Origin of the sequence: Anaerosacchariphilus hominis (assembly GCF_014290175.1) — a bacterium.
Classification (GTDB): domain Bacteria; phylum Bacillota; class Clostridia; order Lachnospirales; family Lachnospiraceae; genus Laedolimicola; species Laedolimicola hominis.
The window spans coordinates 494,674-512,772 of the sequence record NZ_JACOOR010000002.1 but is presented as its reverse complement, the minus strand read 5'-3'; the positions used below and the strand labels follow the sequence as shown (position 1 = coordinate 512,772).

At 52.5% G+C, this 18,099-nt stretch carries 15 protein-coding genes; 5 read left to right on the top strand and 10 right to left on the bottom strand.

Translation table 11 applies throughout. The annotated features are described in order from the left end of the window. Positions 1-398 precede the first annotated feature (398 nt). Together H8S44_RS04890 and H8S44_RS04885 are read right to left on the bottom strand one after the other, a co-directional pair. A complete protein-coding gene (locus tag H8S44_RS04890) occupies positions 399-1,472 on the bottom strand; it encodes an Ldh family oxidoreductase (protein ID WP_186873024.1) in 1,074 nt (357 codons plus the stop codon). A 75-nt stretch (positions 1,473-1,547) separates the two neighbouring features. Then, on the bottom strand, positions 1,548-2,285 hold the full coding sequence (locus H8S44_RS04885) for a GntR family transcriptional regulator (protein WP_243167473.1): 738 nt from the start codon (positions 2,283-2,285) through the stop codon (positions 1,548-1,550). A 286-nt stretch (positions 2,286-2,571) separates the two neighbouring features. Here H8S44_RS04885 and H8S44_RS04880 point away from each other — a divergent pair, with 286 nt between their 5' ends. Further along, a complete protein-coding gene (locus tag H8S44_RS04880; protein ID WP_186873025.1) occupies positions 2,572-4,212 on the top strand; it encodes an ABC-F family ATP-binding cassette domain-containing protein in 1,641 nt (546 codons plus the stop codon). A gap of 211 nt (positions 4,213-4,423) precedes the next feature. Here H8S44_RS04880 and H8S44_RS04875 read toward each other — a convergent pair whose 3' ends face one another. Continuing rightward, entirely contained in the window at positions 4,424-4,720 is a 297-nt protein-coding gene (locus tag H8S44_RS04875) for a GNAT family acetyltransferase (RefSeq protein WP_186873026.1), read from the bottom strand. A gap of 149 nt (positions 4,721-4,869) precedes the next feature. On the opposite strand from H8S44_RS04875, the gene H8S44_RS04870 reads away from it, so the two are divergent. Together H8S44_RS04870 and H8S44_RS04865 are read left to right on the top strand one after the other, a co-directional pair. Continuing rightward, a complete protein-coding gene (locus tag H8S44_RS04870) occupies positions 4,870-6,030 on the top strand; it encodes an alanyl-tRNA editing protein (RefSeq protein WP_186873027.1) in 1,161 nt (386 codons plus the stop codon). A 22-nt stretch (positions 6,031-6,052) separates the two neighbouring features. Continuing rightward, the gene (locus H8S44_RS04865) at positions 6,053-6,694 is read left to right on the top strand and encodes a hypothetical protein (protein ID WP_186873028.1); all 642 of its coding nucleotides are present in this window, start codon (positions 6,053-6,055) and stop codon (positions 6,692-6,694) included. A gap of 110 nt (positions 6,695-6,804) precedes the next feature. On the opposite strand, the gene H8S44_RS04860 is transcribed toward H8S44_RS04865, so the two are convergent. Genes H8S44_RS04860 through H8S44_RS04850 form a run of 3 tightly spaced genes read right to left on the bottom strand, consistent with a single transcriptional unit; the run spans position 6,805 to position 10,679 of the window. Next, the gene (locus H8S44_RS04860; RefSeq protein ID WP_186873029.1) at positions 6,805-8,328 is read right to left on the bottom strand and encodes an ATP-binding protein; all 1,524 of its coding nucleotides are present in this window, start codon (positions 8,326-8,328) and stop codon (positions 6,805-6,807) included. Continuing rightward, positions 8,328-9,674: a vWA domain-containing protein gene (locus H8S44_RS04855; RefSeq protein WP_186873030.1), complete on the bottom strand. Its 1,347-nt coding sequence runs from the start codon at positions 9,672-9,674 to the stop codon at positions 8,328-8,330. The genes H8S44_RS04860 and H8S44_RS04855 overlap by 1 nt, the downstream gene beginning before the upstream one ends. Before the next feature lie 9 nt (positions 9,675-9,683). Beyond that, the gene (locus H8S44_RS04850) at positions 9,684-10,679 is read right to left on the bottom strand and encodes a leucine-rich repeat protein (RefSeq protein ID WP_186873031.1); all 996 of its coding nucleotides are present in this window, start codon (positions 10,677-10,679) and stop codon (positions 9,684-9,686) included. A 242-nt stretch (positions 10,680-10,921) separates the two neighbouring features. Here H8S44_RS04850 and nrdD point away from each other — a divergent pair, with 242 nt between their 5' ends. Then, positions 10,922-13,099, top strand: a complete 2,178-nt coding sequence (gene nrdD, locus H8S44_RS04845) for an anaerobic ribonucleoside-triphosphate reductase (RefSeq protein WP_186873032.1) — start codon at positions 10,922-10,924, stop codon at positions 13,097-13,099. Positions 13,100-13,111: 12 nt separating this feature from the next. Then, positions 13,112-13,675, top strand: coding sequence for an anaerobic ribonucleoside-triphosphate reductase activating protein (gene nrdG / locus H8S44_RS04840; RefSeq protein WP_186873033.1), 564 nt, complete (start codon positions 13,112-13,114; stop codon positions 13,673-13,675). Between the two features lie 224 nt (positions 13,676-13,899). On the opposite strand, the gene H8S44_RS04835 is transcribed toward nrdG, so the two are convergent. From H8S44_RS04835 to H8S44_RS04820, 4 genes are all read right to left on the bottom strand, one after another. Further along, positions 13,900-14,799, bottom strand: a complete 900-nt coding sequence (locus H8S44_RS04835) for a radical SAM protein (RefSeq protein WP_186873034.1) — start codon at positions 14,797-14,799, stop codon at positions 13,900-13,902. Between the two features lie 12 nt (positions 14,800-14,811). Further along, complete coding sequence (locus H8S44_RS04830) at positions 14,812-16,065, bottom strand: HlyC/CorC family transporter (RefSeq protein ID WP_186873035.1); 1,254 nt, start codon at positions 16,063-16,065, stop codon at positions 14,812-14,814. A 122-nt stretch (positions 16,066-16,187) separates the two neighbouring features. Beyond that, entirely contained in the window at positions 16,188-16,811 is a 624-nt protein-coding gene (locus H8S44_RS04825; protein ID WP_186873036.1) for a DUF4230 domain-containing protein, read from the bottom strand. Positions 16,812-16,823: 12 nt separating this feature from the next. After that, positions 16,824-18,092 (bottom strand): Wadjet anti-phage system protein JetD domain-containing protein, encoded by a 1,269-nt coding sequence (locus H8S44_RS04820; protein WP_186873037.1) that lies wholly within the window; start codon positions 18,090-18,092, stop codon positions 16,824-16,826. Positions 18,093-18,099 lie beyond the last annotated feature (7 nt).

Below are 18,099 nucleotides of genomic sequence, written 5' to 3'. Positions count from 1 at the left end.
TTTCTTTCCCGTATTACTGTTAAAAGGTGTTCGTTCTTATTTCTAAGAATCGAACTGTTCTTGAATTCATTCTCTTAGAATTTTCAAGGTTTTACACTGTTCAGTTATCAAGGTTCGCTTGTTCGTCTTTGTCGTTCCTCACCGAAGCGGCTTGACTATCTTACCACATTCATTCTCGCTTGTCAAGAACTTTTTTAACTTTTTTTGAAGAAGTTTTTGAAGTTTCCGGACTCACTTGAGAAGTGAAGCACTGTCTCTCGCGACAGCTTCTATACTTTACCACGCGGTTCGACAGTTGTCAACAGCTTTTTTGAATTTTTTTCAATTTATTTTAAAGGCGCTGAAAACTTGTAGTCCCCAGCGCCTTTTCTTTCTATATGTAGTATCTGTTTCAGAGCCTATCCAAGATATGCCTCGTAATCCAGATGCAGATACTCCGCGATCTCCCGCATTTCTGCTTCGGTCTTTTCATTTACAGGAATACCCTCTGTCTTTCGTACCTTTTCATTCTCGAACTCTTTCTCGCCGTGGGTATAGATCCGATCCTGTCCCTCAGCCTTATTGGAGTCACGCAGTTCCTGCATGAAGGTGGACATGTGCTGACGAATCTCCTTCTTATCCCCGAACATACCATAATCAATGGCAATAAAGCTCTGGGAAGTTTCTCCACGTCTCCAGTGATTGGAGGTTGGGCCTCCTGTCAGGATGGAGGTAAACAGTTCACACATCATACCATAGCCATAGCCCTTATGGGAACCGCTTAAAGGACTGGAACCGCCCACCGGCAGGATTCCGCCACCCTTACAGTTAATAATATTGTCCAGAATCACAGCCGCGTCATTGCAGTCCAGACCCTTTTCGTCCACGCCCCATCCGTTGGGCAGGGGCTCTTCTTTTTTATTATATACTTCCAGCTTTCCTCTGGGAACTACGGTTGTGGATCCATCATAAGAGAAGGGATAGGGATCCGCAGGCATCGCCACCGCGATGGGATTACTTCCCAGCATGGCCTGACGTCCGAAGGTGGGAGGCATCATAGCCTCGGTATTGGTAAAGGACAGACCGATCAGATCCTCCTTTGCCGCCATCAGGGAATAGTATGCCGCGATTCCGTAATGATTGGTATTTTTCATGATCACAAAGCCGATACCCGTATTCTTTGCTTTCTCGATGGCTTTCCGCATGGCAAAAATCGCTGTCAGCTGTCCTGCTCCGCCATGGGCATCCAGGACTGCGGAAACCGGAGTCTCAGAAATCACGGACGCTCTTGCATCCGGATGAATCTTGCCCTGCATCAGGGACCTATGATAACGAATCAGTCTCTGGACTCCGTGGGACTCGATTCCGAACAGATCGGCCTGAAGCAGAACGTCTACGATGTCCTCGCTCTCCTCCTGGCTGTAGCCGTAACCCTTAAATACATCGGTGCAAAATTTCTTCAGGTTCTCGTAAGGTACTTTTCTGTAACTCATAAAAACTCCTCCTTTTATTTTACTTCTGTTTTATTTTTACAGCGTTTTTCGCTGTACTTTCTGATTTTCGTTTTTCTACAACTCCTGCTTCACTCCGAGATAACAACAGTCTCCCCTGTAGTAGCTTTTGACAAAAGAACGGTGAACTCCCTGCTCATCCGAAGGAATCCGTTTCGTAAAGAATATCGCGTCGCCTTCCCGGATGCGCAGAAGCTCCGCCTCATCCTTTCCTGCTTTCACCGCGTAAATCTCTTCCTCTGCCTTTGCCATCTTCACATGGCAACGATTCACATAATACATGCGCAGTGATTCTTTCGCAAAATCCCGCTCCAGAGCCTCCGGAATCCACTGATAATCCAGATAGCTTTTTTCCAGATACATTGGTTCTTCTTTTTTATACCACAGACGCACAATCTCTATCACCGGCACGCCCGGCTCCAGGTGCAGCCAGCCAGCTGTCTCTTCGTCCGCCGGGATGACCTGCTGACTCACCACTTTTTTTATCAGCTCCTGCTTTTCCCCCTGATGCTTCCACACAAAGTCGACGGTCTTCCGGTTGTAGCTCTTGGGAACCAGGCTCTTCACGTAGGTTCCGTACCCACGCTTCTTTTCTATCAGGCCTTCATCCTTCAAAAGATCCATGGCCCGCCGGACCGTGGCCCGGCTGACGCCGTACCGCTCCATCAGCTCACTCTCTGCAGGGAGCAAATCTTTCTCCGCATACTTTCCATTCACGATCTCCTGGAACATAATATCGTAAATCTGATAATACAGCTGTTCCCTTCCACTGAAATCCAGTTTCTGCTTCATCATTTTCACCTCCTGACTCTTCGTTTTAAATGTACAAACGTCCGTACATTTGTATGTTTGTACTTATCATAGCAGACACTGTTTCCATTGTCAATCCCTTTTCTTTCGATATTCCCTGATTTCTTTTCCGAAACTTCCAGAAAGGGCTTGCAAAATCCTTTTTTTTCTGTAAAATAGGAAGAGGTTTCGTGCCAATTTCTTCTATAGTATAAGGGCGTTTATCCCCCATTGATGAGAACGGCGGCTGAAACCGGTCACACAGCATTTACACAGCTATGAGGAGTAAAATATGATTAGTGCAAATAACGTAACACTTAGAATAGGTAAAAAAGCCCTGTTTGAGGATGTAAATATCAAATTTACAGAGGGTAACTGCTATGGTCTCATCGGAGCCAACGGCGCAGGTAAGTCTACTTTTCTGAAAATCCTCTCCGGTGAACTGGATTCCACCAATGGCGAGGTTGTTATCACACCGGGCCAGCGTCTCTCTTTCCTGAAGCAGAACCATTTTCAGTATGACGAATATCCGGTTCTGGATACAGTTATCATGGGAAACGCCCGTCTCTATGAGATTATGAAGGAGAAGGAAGCCATCTATGCAAAGGCTGATTTCACCGACGAGGACGGCATCCGCGCCAGCGAGCTGGAGGCGGAATTCGCGGACATGAACGGCTGGGAGGCCGAGTCTGACGCCGCTACCCTGCTGAATGGCCTTGGCATCGAGCCGGAGCTTCATTATACTTTGATGAAAGATCTTTTAGGCGCGCAGAAGGTCAAGGTGCTGCTGGCTCAGGCCCTGTTTGGCAGCCCGGATATCCTGCTTCTGGATGAGCCGACCAACCACCTGGATCTGGATGCCATCGCATGGCTGGAGGAGTTCCTAATCAACTTCCCGAACACCGTCATCGTGGTTTCCCATGACCGTTATTTCCTGAATAAGGTCTGCACCCACATCGCCGACATCGACTACGGCAAGATTCAGCTCTACGCCGGCAACTACGACTTCTGGTATGAGTCCAGCCAGCTGCTGATTCGTCAGATGAAGGAGGCTAATAAAAAGAAGGAAGAAAAGATCAAAGAGCTGCAGGAGTTCATCTCCCGTTTCTCTGCCAACGCTTCCAAATCCAAGCAGGCAACCTCCCGTAAGAAAGCTCTGGAGAAGATCGAGCTGGACGAGATCCGCCCCTCCAGCCGTAAATATCCGTATATTGATTTCCGTCCCAACCGCGAGATCGGAAATGAAGTGCTGACTGTGGAGGGTCTGTCCAAGACCATCGACGGCGTAAAGGTTCTGGATAATATCTCCTTTATCCTGGGCCACGACGACAAGGTGGCTTTCGTAGGCGGCAATGAGTTTGCAAAGACCACCCTCTTCAAAATTCTGGCAGGCGAGATGGAGCCGGACGAGGGGACTTATAAATGGGGCATCACCACCAGCCAGTCCTATTTCCCCAAGGATAATACCAAGGAGTTCGACAATGACGACACCATCGTCGACTGGCTGACCCAGTATTCCGAGATCAAGGACGCCACCTATGTCCGCGGCTTCCTGGGCCGTATGCTTTTCGCCGGTGAGGACGGCGTGAAGAAGGTCAAGGTCCTGTCCGGAGGCGAGAAGGTCCGCTGTATGCTGTCCAAGCTGATGATTTCCGGCGCCAACGTGCTGATTCTCGATGAGCCCACCGACCATCTGGATATGGAGTCCATCACCGCCCTGAACAACGGTCTTATCAAGTTCCCGGGCGTGCTGCTGTTCTCCTCCCGTGACCACCAGATCGTCCAGACCACAGCCAACCGTATTATCGAGCTGCTGCCGAACGGCGCTATGATCGATAAGATCACCACCTACGACGAGTATCTGGAGAGCGACGAGATGGCGAGAAAGCGTACGGTATATACCAAGAGCGCTGACGATGAAAATGATAACTAAGGTCATCTGACTTTCCGGATGACCAAAATAGAATCCTGCTTTGCAGGATTCTCCGCCTGCGGCGGGTCGCTTTAGCGACATAATTCCACTCCGCCGCAGTGCGCTCCTGCCCGAAGGGCTTTTCATGTAATAGGGGATTCCTACGGAATTTCCTATTACATGAAAAGAGACAGTTTGTGGTTTCCGTCTTGAAACTACAAACTGTCTCTTTTTATACCCAGCTGGCGTTCTTCGCCGCTGTCCAGCGCTCCTTCTGGGTCTCGTACTGTTCGTTCATCCAGGCAATGGCCTGCCGGAAGCCCTCGTCGGTGAAAGGGAACTCATGAGCCTCTTTCTGATCCTCCGCTGTCTTTTCAAAGCAGAAGGGCTCCGGATAAATGACTGCCTCCAGCACCTTTTTGTCCTCTTCCTCTTTTTTCCGCATCCGGTAGCGCATGCCCTCACAGCTTCCGGTGTAGACGCCCCGGTTGATATAGGGGAGGCCGGCCTGACCGTGTAAATCAATCATAGCTGATTTCCTTTCTGTCTAATCTTACCCGCATTATAGCACAGTTCACTGAAAACTGCCAATTCCCGCTTAAAATAAACCTGTCCAAAGCTGCGATAAAATGTTATACTTGGTAATAGATTTATTTTTGACAACAGGAGGTTTTCGACATGACGAACCGTTTATATTACGAAGACAGCCATCTGACGGAGTTTCCGGCGGTAGTGACTGCCTGTGAACAGACGAAGGATTACTGGAAGGTGAGTCTGGACCAGACCGCGTTTTTCCCTGAGGGCGGCGGACAGGCCGGGGATTCCGGGTATCTGAACGATGTGGAGGTCTTCGACACCCATGAGAAAGCCGGAGAAATCTGGCATTACACCCGGGAACCGCTGGAAGTCGGTACGGAAGTGAAGGGTATCCTCGACTGGAACAAACGCTTTTCCCGGATGCAGCAGCATTCCGGCGAGCATATCGTCTCCGGTCTCATCCATGCCCGCTTCGGCTATGATAATGTGGGCTTCCATCTGGGCGAGGAGGAAGTCACTATGGACTTCAACGGTCCCATCACCCGGGAGGAGCTGGCGGAAATCGAGGCGGCCGCCAATCAGGTGGTCTTCGATAACGTACCGATTCTCATCTCCTATCCCGGCAAGGAGGAACTGGCCATTCTGGATTACCGGAGTAAAATCGAGATCCAGGGGCAGGTTCGCATCGTGACCATTCCCGACGTGGACATCTGTGCCTGCTGCGCGCCTCATGTGGATCGCACCGGGGAAATCGGCCTCATTAAGCTCACCAATGTGCAGGCCCACCGGGGCGGCGTCCGGGTGAATCTGCTGGCCGGAGACCGGGCCCTTGGGGATTACCGGGAAAAAGAAGCCAGTGTAAAGGCTATTTCCGTACTGCTCTCTGCAAAGGAGGCCCTGGTGGCTGACGCGGTGGAACGGCTGAAGCAGGAGAACTTCCGGCTGACCGGACAGCTGATGACCCTGAACCGGGCGCTCATCCGGGACAAGGCGGCCGCCGTACCGGAAGGTTCCGCGAATCCCGTTTTCTTTGAAGAAAGCCTGGACGCGGACACCGGCCGGGAGTTCGTGAATCTCCTGACCGCCCGCTGCACCGGCATCGCCTGTGTCTTCATGGGAAATGATGAGACCGGCTACCGCTATATTTTCGGCAGCAAGACCGAGGATACCAGACCGCTCTGTAAGAAACTGAACAGCCAATTCAACGGAAAGGGCGGCGGAAAGCCTGAGATGGTTCAGGGATCCCTGTCCGGCATCCAGGAGGAGATTCTGGGCGCGGCCCAGACGTTTTTACGCAAATAAATAACACAAGGAGAATTTTATTATGTCCCTATACAAGGATGTACAGAAAGCGACAGCCCGCAAGCAGGGCGTCGAGATAAAAGAACCCGCGGAGGTGACCATGGCCAATATTCTGGACGGCCCCATCAAGAGACCGGAGGAGTCCAAGCTTTTTAAGACCGTGGAGGAACGCTGCGCCGATGCCAGGAGTACGGCCATGACTCTGCTGCTGGTGGGCGTGCTGGGGCTGGCGGCCATGATACTCGCCATCACCGGCTCCCTTCAGCTTCCCTTACCGAAAATCGCGCCTTACAGTATGAGTGTGCTGTTTCTGGCGTTTATCGCTGTGGCTGTGATTCTAATTCAGAAGTCTAAGAAGATTCTGGCAGAGGGGCCGGCGGAGCATGCGCGGATCCGGACTATCAAGAACTGGTTCGAGACCGATGGGATCTCCTCGGAAGAGATCGTCACTCTTCCGGTCCATGTGCCGGTCACTGAGCTGGAAACCCTTTATCGCAAGAAGTATGAGGCTATCAAGACGGTACTTCATAAGCATTTTCCCGAAGAGGATGGTCAGCTTCTGGATAAGCTGGCTGCAGATTTCTCCGAGGACGCGCGGATCGACGCCATGCTGGAGGAACAGGTGCGGATCGAGGCGGCTGTGCGGGAGAAGCGGACTTCATAAGTGCCGGGCTGAAGAGTAAAACAGGCACGCAAAAAGAACTTTCCCAAGGAGGACCTGGCTGGTCCGAATGTGGAAAGTTCTTTTTGTATGCCGTACGTCTTAAGCAGTCTCTATTTCAGTCTGGCGATCTCGTCGCGAATCTCACGGTCGCTTTCGGAAAATAGCAGTCTCTTATTGTAGCGTTCGTAACGCTCGCAGTCGGTGGTCTGGAGAAAGGCTACTGCGGCTTCGGACATGTTGAGGCCGGTGAGGAAAATGACCATTTCCTGGCTGTCGCCGAAAGCAGCTTCCAGGAAGTCGAAGGCGTGTTCGAGAGCCGCGCTTCCGTCCTCCTGCTCCCCTGCGTAGCGGGCGCGCTGTTCCCCGAAGAGCCGACGCAGGATCTCAAAGGCAGCCGGACCGTCCGTGGGGTGCTCGGACTTCAGGGTGTTCTCGTAGGAAAGCAGGGTATCAGCAAGGCGGAGGAGATGCTTTTCCTCGTCCTTGGTCAGAAGCTCTGCTTCTTTTTTCCGGCAGCGCTGCTCTTCTACCTCACCGCGCAGCTCTTCCAGAACCTGCGGGATCCCGTCCTCAGCAGCTGTGAAATTGCTATCGTTCAAGGTGGCTCCCGCTGCTTTCATCCGGGCAAACAGTGCCTCGGTGAAGAGTTCCTGTTCCCGTACTTTCCGCAGACGCTCGATGCAGCCGGAAAGGAGCAGATTTACCACGCTCAGGCGCTCGTCGAAGGAGGCATGGGTCAGCTTTTTCAGCGTAACCTCCCGGATCGTTCCGCCCAGGATTTCTTCGATGCCATAGTCGCTCTGGTATTTGCGGTAAAGCTCCAGGTAGTTGGCAAATTCTCCGGCGATTTTGTCGTGCTGGAGATACTGACGGACCACATCTTTATCGGCCTTTTTGCCCAGCTTCTCATAGACCTCCAGAAGCCGGGACAGATCCTCCCAGCCCCGGGGCGTGGCGAACCGGCGGCCGTCCACCGTGCTTTCCATCTGGTAGAAATGGGCCGGACGGGCGTCCAGGTAAGAGATGACCGCCGGGTGAATACGGGTCCGGACGGCATATTCCCGCCAGACGCCGTAGTCCGGCTCCACCTCGATCTTTTTCACTCGATCCAGGGTGACCACGTCGAATTCCCGGACGGACTTGTTGTACTCGGGCGGGTTGCCTGCGGCTACAATGATCCAGCCCTCTGGAATGGGATGATTGCCGAAGGTCTTGCACTGCAGGAACTGGAGCATGGCCGGAGCCAAGGTCTCGGAAACGCAGTTGATCTCGTCGATGAAGAGAATGCCTTCTTTCAGTCCCGTTTTTTTCATTTTCCCGTAGATGGAGGCCACGATTTCGCTCATGGTGTACTCGGTGACGGCTTTTTTCCGGCCGCCGAATTCCATTTCCGAGATAAAGGGAAGACCGATGGCGCTTTGTCTTGTATGGTGGGTGATGGTATAGGCCACCAGGCCCACGCCGCACTCTCTGGCCACCTGTTCCATGATCTGGGTCTTGCCGATGCCGGGCGCGCCCAGAAGCAGCACGGGGCGCTGGCGCAGGGTGGGGATGACGTAGTCTCCGTATTCGTCTTTTAAAAGATACGCTTCTATTGCGTCTTTAATCTCCTGTTTTGCTCTCTTGATGTTCATTATTTTCTCCTTCTCTGAAACTCTTTATTTTCCAAATCGCTCTCCTGCAGGATCAATTTGATCGCCCAGGCTGGCACATCCACGTCCCGGTAATGATTCTGCACGAAGATAAACGCGGTCTCATAGGGCGGCATTTTCACCGGAAAGACGCCGTATCCGTCAGTAAAATACAGAAGGCCCCTAAGCCGCCAGAACTTTTTCACGGCCAGCTGCTCTTCCACATAGGCAAAGGCCGGGCGGAAATCCGTACCGCCTCCGCCGAGAATGGTGAAATGCTCCATATACTCCTTCAGGGCCTCCTGGTTCTCAATCAGCACGTCGGACTGCACCCGCTCGTCACACTGGATGACGTGGATCCGCATGCGTTTGAAAAAGTTATCCGTCTGGGAAAGCACATCGTAGGTCTCCTCCAGAAACCGCTTCACCAATCCTTCTTTACAGGACATGGAAGTGTCGATGACGATGACAAACTCCTCGATCTTCCGTACCTCGCTGGTTTCCAACGGCTCGATGAGCGGCATGTTCCCGTACAATTCCATGCCATAATGATAGAAAATGTAATCGAAGCTGTCCGGATCGATCTGCATTTCCTCATGAAGCACCGTAAATTTCCGTAAGAATTCCTTATAATCATAGCGGGACCGATTGCTGACCCGCAGCTGTTCCTTCAGATCGCCCTCTCCTTCGGAAGCCTCATTGGAGAAAAGCATCACCTCGGTCTCCATCCGTTCCCGGATGTCGTCCCATTTTTTCCGGTTGGGGTTCGGATTCTTCGGGCCGTTTTTCCGGTCCTGCTCCCAGAGGCTATGATCATCCAGGTAAAATTCTGTCTGCCAGCGGCTGATTTCCGCTTCCGTCAGTTCTTCGCCGATCCACTGATAAATCCCCTCTGCCGTCAACACCGACAGCTTTTCCCGCAGTCTGGCATACACGCTTTTCCGAAAAGCTCCTGAGGAAATGTGGACACATTTCAGATAAAGACTGTCAATCAACGCCTCCACGGCCACATCGCAGGCCAGATTCCAGAGCCGTTCGTCCCGGCCCTTTCGGTCAAAGGGATGGCAGAACAGGCAGTGCAGGATCCCATGGAGATAAAGCCTGGTGCAGGCTGCCCGTCCCCGCTGTTCATAGAGACCCAGCAGCCCGTCTGGAAAATAGTACAACACTCCGCCGTCGGTTCCGGCCGGAGACGACGCGCCCGGCGCCAGGGCCAGATTTCCCAGGGCCAGATCCAGATAACGCAGCTTCAGGTACAGCTCGTTTCTGGACTGGTTCAGAATCCGGGCCGCCAGCTCCTCCTTCCGGAGCTGCGTCTTTTGTTCTTCCAATATCGCACTTTTTATCATGACGCCCTCCTACAGCTCAAACCGATCCAAAGCCGACTGTTTTTTTGTGTGTCCGGAAGCGCCCAGCCGATCCTGCAGATAAGCCACTCCCTCCGGGAATCCCTCCGCCGACACAAGGGCCATCCGGGAAAGCAGTCCGCTGTCTGGTGTTCCGTTTTCCGCAAGCCATGTGAGCATGTCCAGATCGCGCTGTTCCACCGCTCTCTCAAAGGCCTGCTCCAGATGCTCCACCAGCCAGCTCCGGTAATCCTCCCGGCGCTCCTCCGAGAGGCCCACCGGGTACCGGAGCCGATCCAGAGTCATTTCCAGTACTGTATCAAAGTTTTCCTCCGCCTTCGCCATATAGTAGCAGGCGTCGTAGGCCCGGAAATCCAGTTTTTTCATATAAAAGCTGTTGCGGAAGTTCATGCCGCTGCCGTGCATGTGGGTCATAAGAATCCGGGCCGGAGTATTCTCCACACTCTCTTCAAAAAATTCCGGGAACAGAAGCTTCGCCTGTATCCGTCCCTCCACGGTAACAGCCATTTTCTCCGGCACCTCGATCAGAATCTCCTTTAAACAGGAGGTCTCCGTCTCATCCAGGGTCACCGTCAGCCGCCCCAGATGATGACAGCCGGTAAAAAGTCCCGCGCCCAGATCCTGTAGGCTGCTGTGGAAGCGAAGCCTCGCCAGAGCATTGCAGTTATAAAAGGCGTAGGCTCCGATTTTCCGCAGGCCCCCGGGCAGACTTACCGCCTCCACCTGCATACCCTGAAGTTCCGGAGCCGCGTCCGGCGACGGCTCTGCCGGTTCCTTCTCTCCCGACTCGCTATTCCATATTTTTATCGTTCCGTTTTTCAATTCCCGGCTGAACCGTTCCCGGTCCAGATGATTGGAAAAGGCATAGGCCCCCAGCTCCGTCACCGGATACCCGTCGATCTCAGACGGAATCTCTGCTTCCTTTCCAAAGTCATAACAGCGGCGCACCACCGCGCAGCCATTTTTTATTTCATAGGCAAACCTCATTTTCTGCCTTTATCTCCTTTTGTCAGTTTTCTTTTTTCGCACAGCCTTTATGCTCTTGCATCATACCATAAACTTTCTGTTATTTCCAGAAAGAATGTGTAAATAACAAGAAATCCCTGTATATTTTCACGCATGTATACAACAATATATAGTAAATGATCATTGACACTACTACTATATCTTGTTACAATAAACATGTCGCTAATTTTGATTATCATTTTTTAATAGAGGGAGTGTAGCACATGAAAATCATCAAACGAAGCGGAGCAGAGGTAGAATTTGACCCCCATAAGATCGTGGTCGCAGTCTCCAAGGCCAATGACAGCGTTGTTCCCAGCGCCCGCATGACCCCGGTTCAGATCAAGCGGATCGCCGAGGACGTGGAAAGCGCAGCGCTCAATATCAAGCGTTCTTTAAGCGTGGAGGAGATCCAGGATATGGTGGAGGATCAGATCATGAATCAGCGGGCCTTTGACGTGGCGAGACAGTATATCACCTATCGCTATACCCGCGCCCTGGTTCGGAAGTCCAATACCACCGACGAGCAGATCTTAAGCCTCATCGAGTGCAATAACGAGGAAGTTAAGCAGGAAAACTCCAACAAGAACCCCACCGTCAACAGCGTACAGCGCGACTACATGGCCGGCGAGGTCAGCAAGGACATTACCCGCCGGATTCTGCTTCCGCCGGATATCGTGGAGGCCCATCAGGAGGGTATCATCCATTTCCACGACGCGGACTATTTTGCCCAGCATATGCACAACTGTGATCTGGTGAATCTGGAGGATATGCTTCAGAATGGCACCGTCATCAGCGGTACTCTCATCGAGAAGCCCCACAGCTTCTCCACTGCCTGCAATATCGCCACTCAGATCATTGCCCAGGTGGCCTCCTGCCAGTACGGCGGCCAGAGTATTTCCCTGGCCCATCTGGCTCCCTTTGTGGACATCAGCCGGAAGAAGATCCGCTGTCAGGTAGCTGACGAACTTCATTCCATCCGGGAAGCTGTGACCCAGGAGGAGATCGATTTCATCACCGAGAAGCGTCTGCGGGAAGAGGTCAAGAACGGCGTGCAGATGATCCAGTATCAGGTGGTTACCCTTATGACTACCAACGGCCAGGCTCCCTTTGTCACCGTCTTCATGTATCTGAACGAGGCGAAGAATGAGCAGGAAAAGAAGGATCTGGCTCTGATCATTGAAGAGACCCTGCGCCAGCGCTACCAGGGCGTGAAGAATGAAAAGGGCGTCTGGATCACCCCGGCCTTCCCGAAGCTCATCTACGTGCTGGAGGCCGACAATATCCACGACGACGACCCCTACTACTATCTGACGAAGCTGGCTGCCAAATGTACTGCCAAGCGCATGGTTCCGGATTATATTTCCGAGAAAATCATGTTCCAGAACAAGGTGGACAAGAACGGCGAGGGCCACTGCTACACCTGCATGGGCTGCAGAAGCTTCCTGACTCCCTACGTGGATGAGAACGGCAAGCCGAAATACTACGGCCGCTTCAATCAGGGCGTGGTTACCGTGAACCTGGTGGATATCGGACTTTCCGCCGAGGGCGATATGGAAAAGTTCTGGGAGATCTTCGACGAACGTATGGAGCTCTGCCACCGGGCTCTCCAGTGCCGTCATGAGCGCTTAAGCGGCACCGTTTCCGACGCAGCTCCCATCCTGTGGCAGCACGGCGCGCTCCTTCGTCTGGAGAAGGGCGAAACCATCGACAAGTATCTCCACGGCGGTTACTCCACCTTGTCCCTGGGCTACGCAGGCCTCTGGGAATGTGTATACAGCCTGAACGGCAAGAAGCTCACGGAGCCGGAGGGCGAAGCGCTGGGACTGGAGATCATGAAAAAGCTGAATGAATACACCGCAAAATGGAAGGCAGCTGAAAATATTGATTACTCCCTGTATGGCACTCCCCTGGAGAGCACCACTTACAAGTTCGCCAAGTGTCTGCAGAAGCGTTTCGGTACCGTAAAAGGCGTTACCGACCGCAACTACATCACCAACAGCTACCATGTACACGTAACGGAAAAGATCGACGCCTTTGACAAGCTGGCTCTGGAGGCCAAATTCCAGGCTCTATCACCGGGAGGAGCTATCTCTTACGTGGAGGTTCCCAATATGCAGAGCAATCTGGAAGCGGTTCTGTCCGTCATGAAGTTTATCTACAATAATATCATGTACGCGGAGCTGAATACCAAGAGCGATTACTGTCAGGTATGCGGCTATGACGGAGAGATCGAGATTCAGGAGGATGAACACGGAAAGCTCATCTGGAAATGCCCCAACTGCGGCAATACGGACCAGAACAAGCTGAACGTGGCCCGCCGTACCTGCGGCTACATCGGAACCCAGTTCTGGAATCAGGGAAGAACCCAGGAGATCAAGGAGCGTGTTCTGCATCTGTAAGGAGATTTTCGCATGAACTATGCTGTGATTAAAAAAAATGATATTGCCAACGGCCCCGGCGTCCGCGTGTCTCTCTTTGTCAGCGGCTGCCGCCACCACTGCCGGAACTGCTTCAATTACGAGGCCTGGGACTTTTCCTACGGTCATCCCTTTACAGAAGCGGTTATGGACGAGATTCTGGAGGCTCTTGCCCCTGATTATGTGGCCGGCCTTTCCTTTTTGGGCGGCGAGCCCCTGGAGCCGGAGAATCAGGAAGGGCTTCTGACTCTTGCACGGAAGTTCAAAGAGCGTTTTCCTAAAAAGACACTCTGGTGCTATACAGGCTTTACGCTGGATCGTGATCTGCTGACCGGCTCTGTGGGAAACCCGGATACTCTCCGGGAGCTGCTTTCTCTCATCGACGTACTGGTGGACGGCAAGTTTGTGGAGGAGGAAAAGGACGCCTCTCTTCTCTTCCGGGGCTCCGCCAATCAGAACATCATCGATCTGCCTGCCTCCCTGGCAGCCGGGCATACCGTTCTTCTGGAGGGCGTGTGGCGGCGTACCATGGGCAGCGGGGATATTCATGAGATGTAAATATTTCATTCAAAAGAGAACAGGCGAACCGGAATGCAGTATGCTTCCCGGTTCGCCTGCTCTCTTTTTATGGAATAGGAAATTCCGATAGAATTCCCTATTCCATAAAAGCAAGCAGAGCTTGCAAAGATGCGCACTCGGCGCAGTGGTAGATGGTTGCCAAGGCAACCGCGCCTCGGCGCAAGAATGTGCCAACGGCACATTCTTTTTTATGATTTATTTTCTTACTCCGGCAATACTCCCCGGCAGTCGAAAGCCGGAATAAAGCTCTCTTTTGCCGTCTCGCCTTCCTGGATGAAGGCATTTTCCACGCCCAGAGACAGGGCATAATCCAGAAGCCGATCATATTCCCTCTTTGTTACTCTCCGGTTCAGTTCCGGATAGGCTTCCATCCCGGGCAGGGGCGTGTACTGGTTCATGAGGCTCAGATATACCCGGTCTCCATAGGTTTCATAAACATACTTTACCACACCCTTCGCATTCTTCAGATGATTCGGCAAAAGCAGATGGCGGACTATGACGCCCCGTTTCATCATACCTGCCTCATCAAAGACTGCGGCTCCGGTCTGGCGCACCATTTCCGCCAGGGCCGCCTTTGCCACCTCCGGATAATCCGGCGCATGGGAATAGGCCTTCGCCGCCTCCGTATCCATATATTTAAAATCTGTCAGATAGATATCCACGATGCCTTCCAGCATTTTTAAGGTACTGACCTTCTCGTATCCACTGCAGTTATACACCATGGGAAGCGTCAGACCCTGTTCTCTGGCTCGGATGACTGCCCGGAGGATCTCCCGCGTATAATGGGTAGGCGTCACCAGATTGATATTAGCTGCTCCCTGTTGTGCCAGCTCCAGAAAAATCTCCGCCAGCCGCGCTTCGGTGATCTCCAATCCCCGGTCAGCCCCGGCGATATCCCGGTTCTGACAGTAGACACACCTTAAAGGACAGCCGCTGAAGAACACGGCTCCTGATCCGGTATTTCCGGAAATACAGGGCTCCTCCCACAGATGAAGCGCCGCCCGGGCACATTTGATATTGTTTCCTGCCACGCCGCAAAAACCGCGCCGACCATTTTCACGATCGGCGCGGCAGTCGCGGGGACACAGTCTGCATTCTGACATAGGCTCCCTCTTTTATTCCTCTTCAGAGGCTTCTTCCGCCTCCACATTATTCTGTTTGACACGAATCTCATCTACATGATGATTGCCCACCCGGGTAACCTCAATTTCCAGGCCCTTGTACTCCAGATGGTCGCCCTGATCCGGCACCCGTCCGAACTGCTCCATGACCCAGCCGCTGACAGACACCATCTCGGACTCCTCATCCAGATGGAAGTACTCCGCGAACTCCTCAAAATCCATGGACGCGTCGATAAGATAGGTATCCGGGGCAATGCGGCGCAGCAACACCTCAGCCTCCTCATGCTCATCCCAGATCTCGCCCACCAGTTCCTCCAGAATGTCCTCCATGGTGACGATACCACAGGTTCCGCCATACTCGTCCACCACCACGGCCACATGGGTCTTGGCCTTCTGCTGCTTCTTCAGAATCATCCGGATAGGCTCGCTCTCCAGCACAAAGATGGCCGGGGAAATGATATCCTTTACTTCCTTTTCCGTGATACCACAGCCCACGTAGAAGTCCTTCCGATGAATGGTTCCCAGAATATCGTCGATGGAATCCTGATAAATCAACAGACGGGAGAACTTGGTCTCTGTGAACATCTGGGCGATCTCTTCCTTGGTGGCCGTAATGGGCAGGGCCGCCAGATCCGTCCGGTGAATCAGGATATCCCGGGCTTCCTGATCGGAAAACTCGATGGCATTTCTCAGAAGTCCGCCTTCGTCTTCGTCGATGGTTCCGTCCTCCTGAACCTCATTGACCAGGGTCAGCAGCTCCTCCTGGGACATCTTGGAGCTGGGCTCCAGATGAAAGATCTTCGTCAACAGCTTCTGCCAGCCGGAGAACAGTACATTCAGCGGCAGAAAAAGCCAGATCAGAAACTGTACCACCGGAGCGGCGAACATGGCCAGCTGCTCCGGGCAGTTATTCGCGATGCTTTTCGGGGAAATCTCTCCGAATATCAGTACCACAATGGTCACCACGATGGTAGACATGGTCGCTCCCATATCGCCAAACTTCAGGGTAAACAGCACGGTTCCCACAGAGGCCATGGCGATGTTTACGATGTTATTGCCTATCAGGACCGTGGAAATCAGCTTGTCATACTGCTCATCCAGCTTGCAGACCAGCGCCGCGTTCTTATTTCCCTTCTCAGCCAAGGTCTTCAGCTTCGTGGTGTTCATGGCCGAGAACGCCGTCTCCGTAGCGGAAAAAAAGCTCGACAGTATCAGACAGACTACCATAATGGTAAGGTATGTACCCATAATAAATTATACTTCTCCTTTAAATTCAAAATACGGACGCTCAACGCCTCCCGGCTCCCGTCCAGATTGTTAATGATACTATTATATGGGACAGGATGTTTGTTGTCAACCGGAAAGCACCCCTACTCCGCGAACTTCACCACCAGCTCCCGGTTCCCGATGGATCCGGAAAAGATACCGGTCAGGAGCTGTTTGGTCTGGGTTTTTGCCTCCAGCTTCAGGCTGTCGAAGTCGGCTTTTTCTTCCACATCCTTCTGGGCGGCGGTCATGCCGTCCAGCACATCCGTCTTCTTGCCCCAGTTTAAAAGGGCGGCCTTTTCATCGTAGAACTGGATGGAATCAGAATCTACTACCGTGTCCAGGATCTGGACAGCCGGAAGGGTCAGAAGTACTTCTTTGTCGGTGATTTTAATCTCTGCCTTGGACAGATCGACTCCGGCCCGCACCTCGGCACGGTAAGTCATGGTGAAGGACTTCTGGGTCAGCAGCGGGATGCTGCCGTCGGAGTAGTAGACCAGACCGTTGTAGGTGAGCTTGGCCGTTGTCAGCTCGCTGACCATCTCCAGCTTATTGCTGATAAAACTGCTGGTGATCTGGGGCTCGTCCTTCTGGGTGACCTTGTTTGTCACGAAAATGACTGCTGCCGCGATGACCAGGATCTCGATAAAATGAAGAATGGTCTTAAATCCCACCCGCCTTCCGGGCCGCTCTGTTCTTTCTCTTTTTTCTTTCTTTTCACTTCTCATATGCTTCCCCCATTATTCCCATAAAAAGGCTTCCTGTTCCAATGTGATGCCGGTTTCCAAAATCGCTGTCTTCAGTTTCTGAAGCTCCGGCGGTACTTCCAGTTCCTCGATTTTCTTCAGATACTCCGATCCCCTGGATTCTCCCAGTTCCCGATAGTGTTCCAGTGTCTCCCGATCCATGCGCCAGGGCTTCAGATCCGGAAAAATTTCTTTTTGAATGTGCATGAAAATCCGCATGCCGCCATAATCCAGATCGCTGCTGTGATAGTACTCTGTCCCAGTCCCGGCTGTGTGCAGACATTTCCGCAGTTCTCGTAAAAATTCCCGTTCCGCCGGGGAAAAGAAGCCGTGGGAATACAGATACAGCGTCCCCTCCTCGAAGGGCACAGACATGTAGTTAGCCTTGTTTTCAATACTGATTATTTTACAGATTTTCTGTTCCGGCAAAAGCTCCAGATGCTTCAGGGTCTCCGCATTCAGGACGGTTCCGTACCGCCAGGCTGCTGTGTCCACCTCTGTTCCCTTCAAAAGAAAACGGAGGCTTCCTTTTACCGCCAGCTCCTGATGATAGGTCTCCAGCCCGATTTCCACCAGGACGGTTCTGTCATCCATGACCTCTTCGTCTGCTTCTACCCGCTCGTTCCACCTGCGGGCGTCCCGGAGAATCTGCTTCTGAATGATCTGCTCAAACCGTTTGGAATCTCCCAGATAATGCTTACTGAATACCCGGCGGTATACCGGCTCTTCCAGCTCGTTCAATCCCCGCAGCGTCTGAAAATAAACCTTTTTCTTCTCTGCATCCTGACAGATCTTCGGAATCTTTTCCCGGTCCACATCCTGTTCCATGGCTTCGATACAGCATAACAGCCAGGGTTTCCAGCTTTTCGCTGCTCCTTTCAGTTCCTCCAGCTCTCCGGTCAGCTCCCGCAGAGGCCCGTAATGCCGGATATACCTGGGAATCCGGCTATCCCGTTCATAAAATACCGGAATACTTTCCAGCTGATAGGTGATTTTTTCAAGCTCAGATCCCCGTACCAGCCAGCCGCTGCTATCCCGTCCGGTTCCGTCCCGGAGCAGCTTTTCCTGCTGCAAATCCAGTACCTGCTGATTCAGTTCTCTTTTTCCGATCTCGTCATACAGTTCCTGGGTAATCCAGATCGTTCGGTTGCCCCTTGCATTCGGATCCGGATAGGTCCGCCAGTCTGCATTGCCGCTCTCATAAGCATCCAGAATCACCTGGATCACATGATTTCTTCTCTTCTGCTCCGCCTTTTTCCCCATGAGTAAT

Coding starts and splice junctions, on each gene's coding strand:
- H8S44_RS04890 (WP_186873024.1), bottom strand. CDS start 1,472: ATGAGTTACAGAAAAGTACCTTACGAGAACCTGAAGAAATTTTGCACC.
- H8S44_RS04885 (WP_243167473.1), bottom strand. CDS start 2,285: ATGATGAAGCAGAAACTGGATTTCAGTGGAAGGGAACAGCTGTATTAT.
- H8S44_RS04880 (WP_186873025.1), top strand. CDS start 2,572: ATGATTAGTGCAAATAACGTAACACTTAGAATAGGTAAAAAAGCCCTG.
- H8S44_RS04875 (WP_186873026.1), bottom strand. CDS start 4,720: ATGATTGATTTACACGGTCAGGCCGGCCTCCCCTATATCAACCGGGGC.
- H8S44_RS04870 (WP_186873027.1), top strand. CDS start 4,870: ATGACGAACCGTTTATATTACGAAGACAGCCATCTGACGGAGTTTCCG.
- H8S44_RS04865 (WP_186873028.1), top strand. CDS start 6,053: ATGTCCCTATACAAGGATGTACAGAAAGCGACAGCCCGCAAGCAGGGC.
- H8S44_RS04860 (WP_186873029.1), bottom strand. CDS start 8,328: ATGAACATCAAGAGAGCAAAACAGGAGATTAAAGACGCAATAGAAGCG.
- H8S44_RS04855 (WP_186873030.1), bottom strand. CDS start 9,674: ATGATAAAAAGTGCGATATTGGAAGAACAAAAGACGCAGCTCCGGAAG.
- H8S44_RS04850 (WP_186873031.1), bottom strand. CDS start 10,679: ATGAGGTTTGCCTATGAAATAAAAAATGGCTGCGCGGTGGTGCGCCGC.
- nrdD (WP_186873032.1), top strand. CDS start 10,922: ATGAAAATCATCAAACGAAGCGGAGCAGAGGTAGAATTTGACCCCCAT.
- nrdG (WP_186873033.1), top strand. CDS start 13,112: ATGAACTATGCTGTGATTAAAAAAAATGATATTGCCAACGGCCCCGGC.
- H8S44_RS04835 (WP_186873034.1), bottom strand. CDS start 14,799: ATGTCAGAATGCAGACTGTGTCCCCGCGACTGCCGCGCCGATCGTGAA.
- H8S44_RS04830 (WP_186873035.1), bottom strand. CDS start 16,065: ATGGGTACATACCTTACCATTATGGTAGTCTGTCTGATACTGTCGAGC.
- H8S44_RS04825 (WP_186873036.1), bottom strand. CDS start 16,811: ATGAGAAGTGAAAAGAAAGAAAAAAGAGAAAGAACAGAGCGGCCCGGA.
- H8S44_RS04820 (WP_186873037.1), bottom strand. CDS start 18,092: ATGGGGAAAAAGGCGGAGCAGAAGAGAAGAAATCATGTGATCCAGGTG.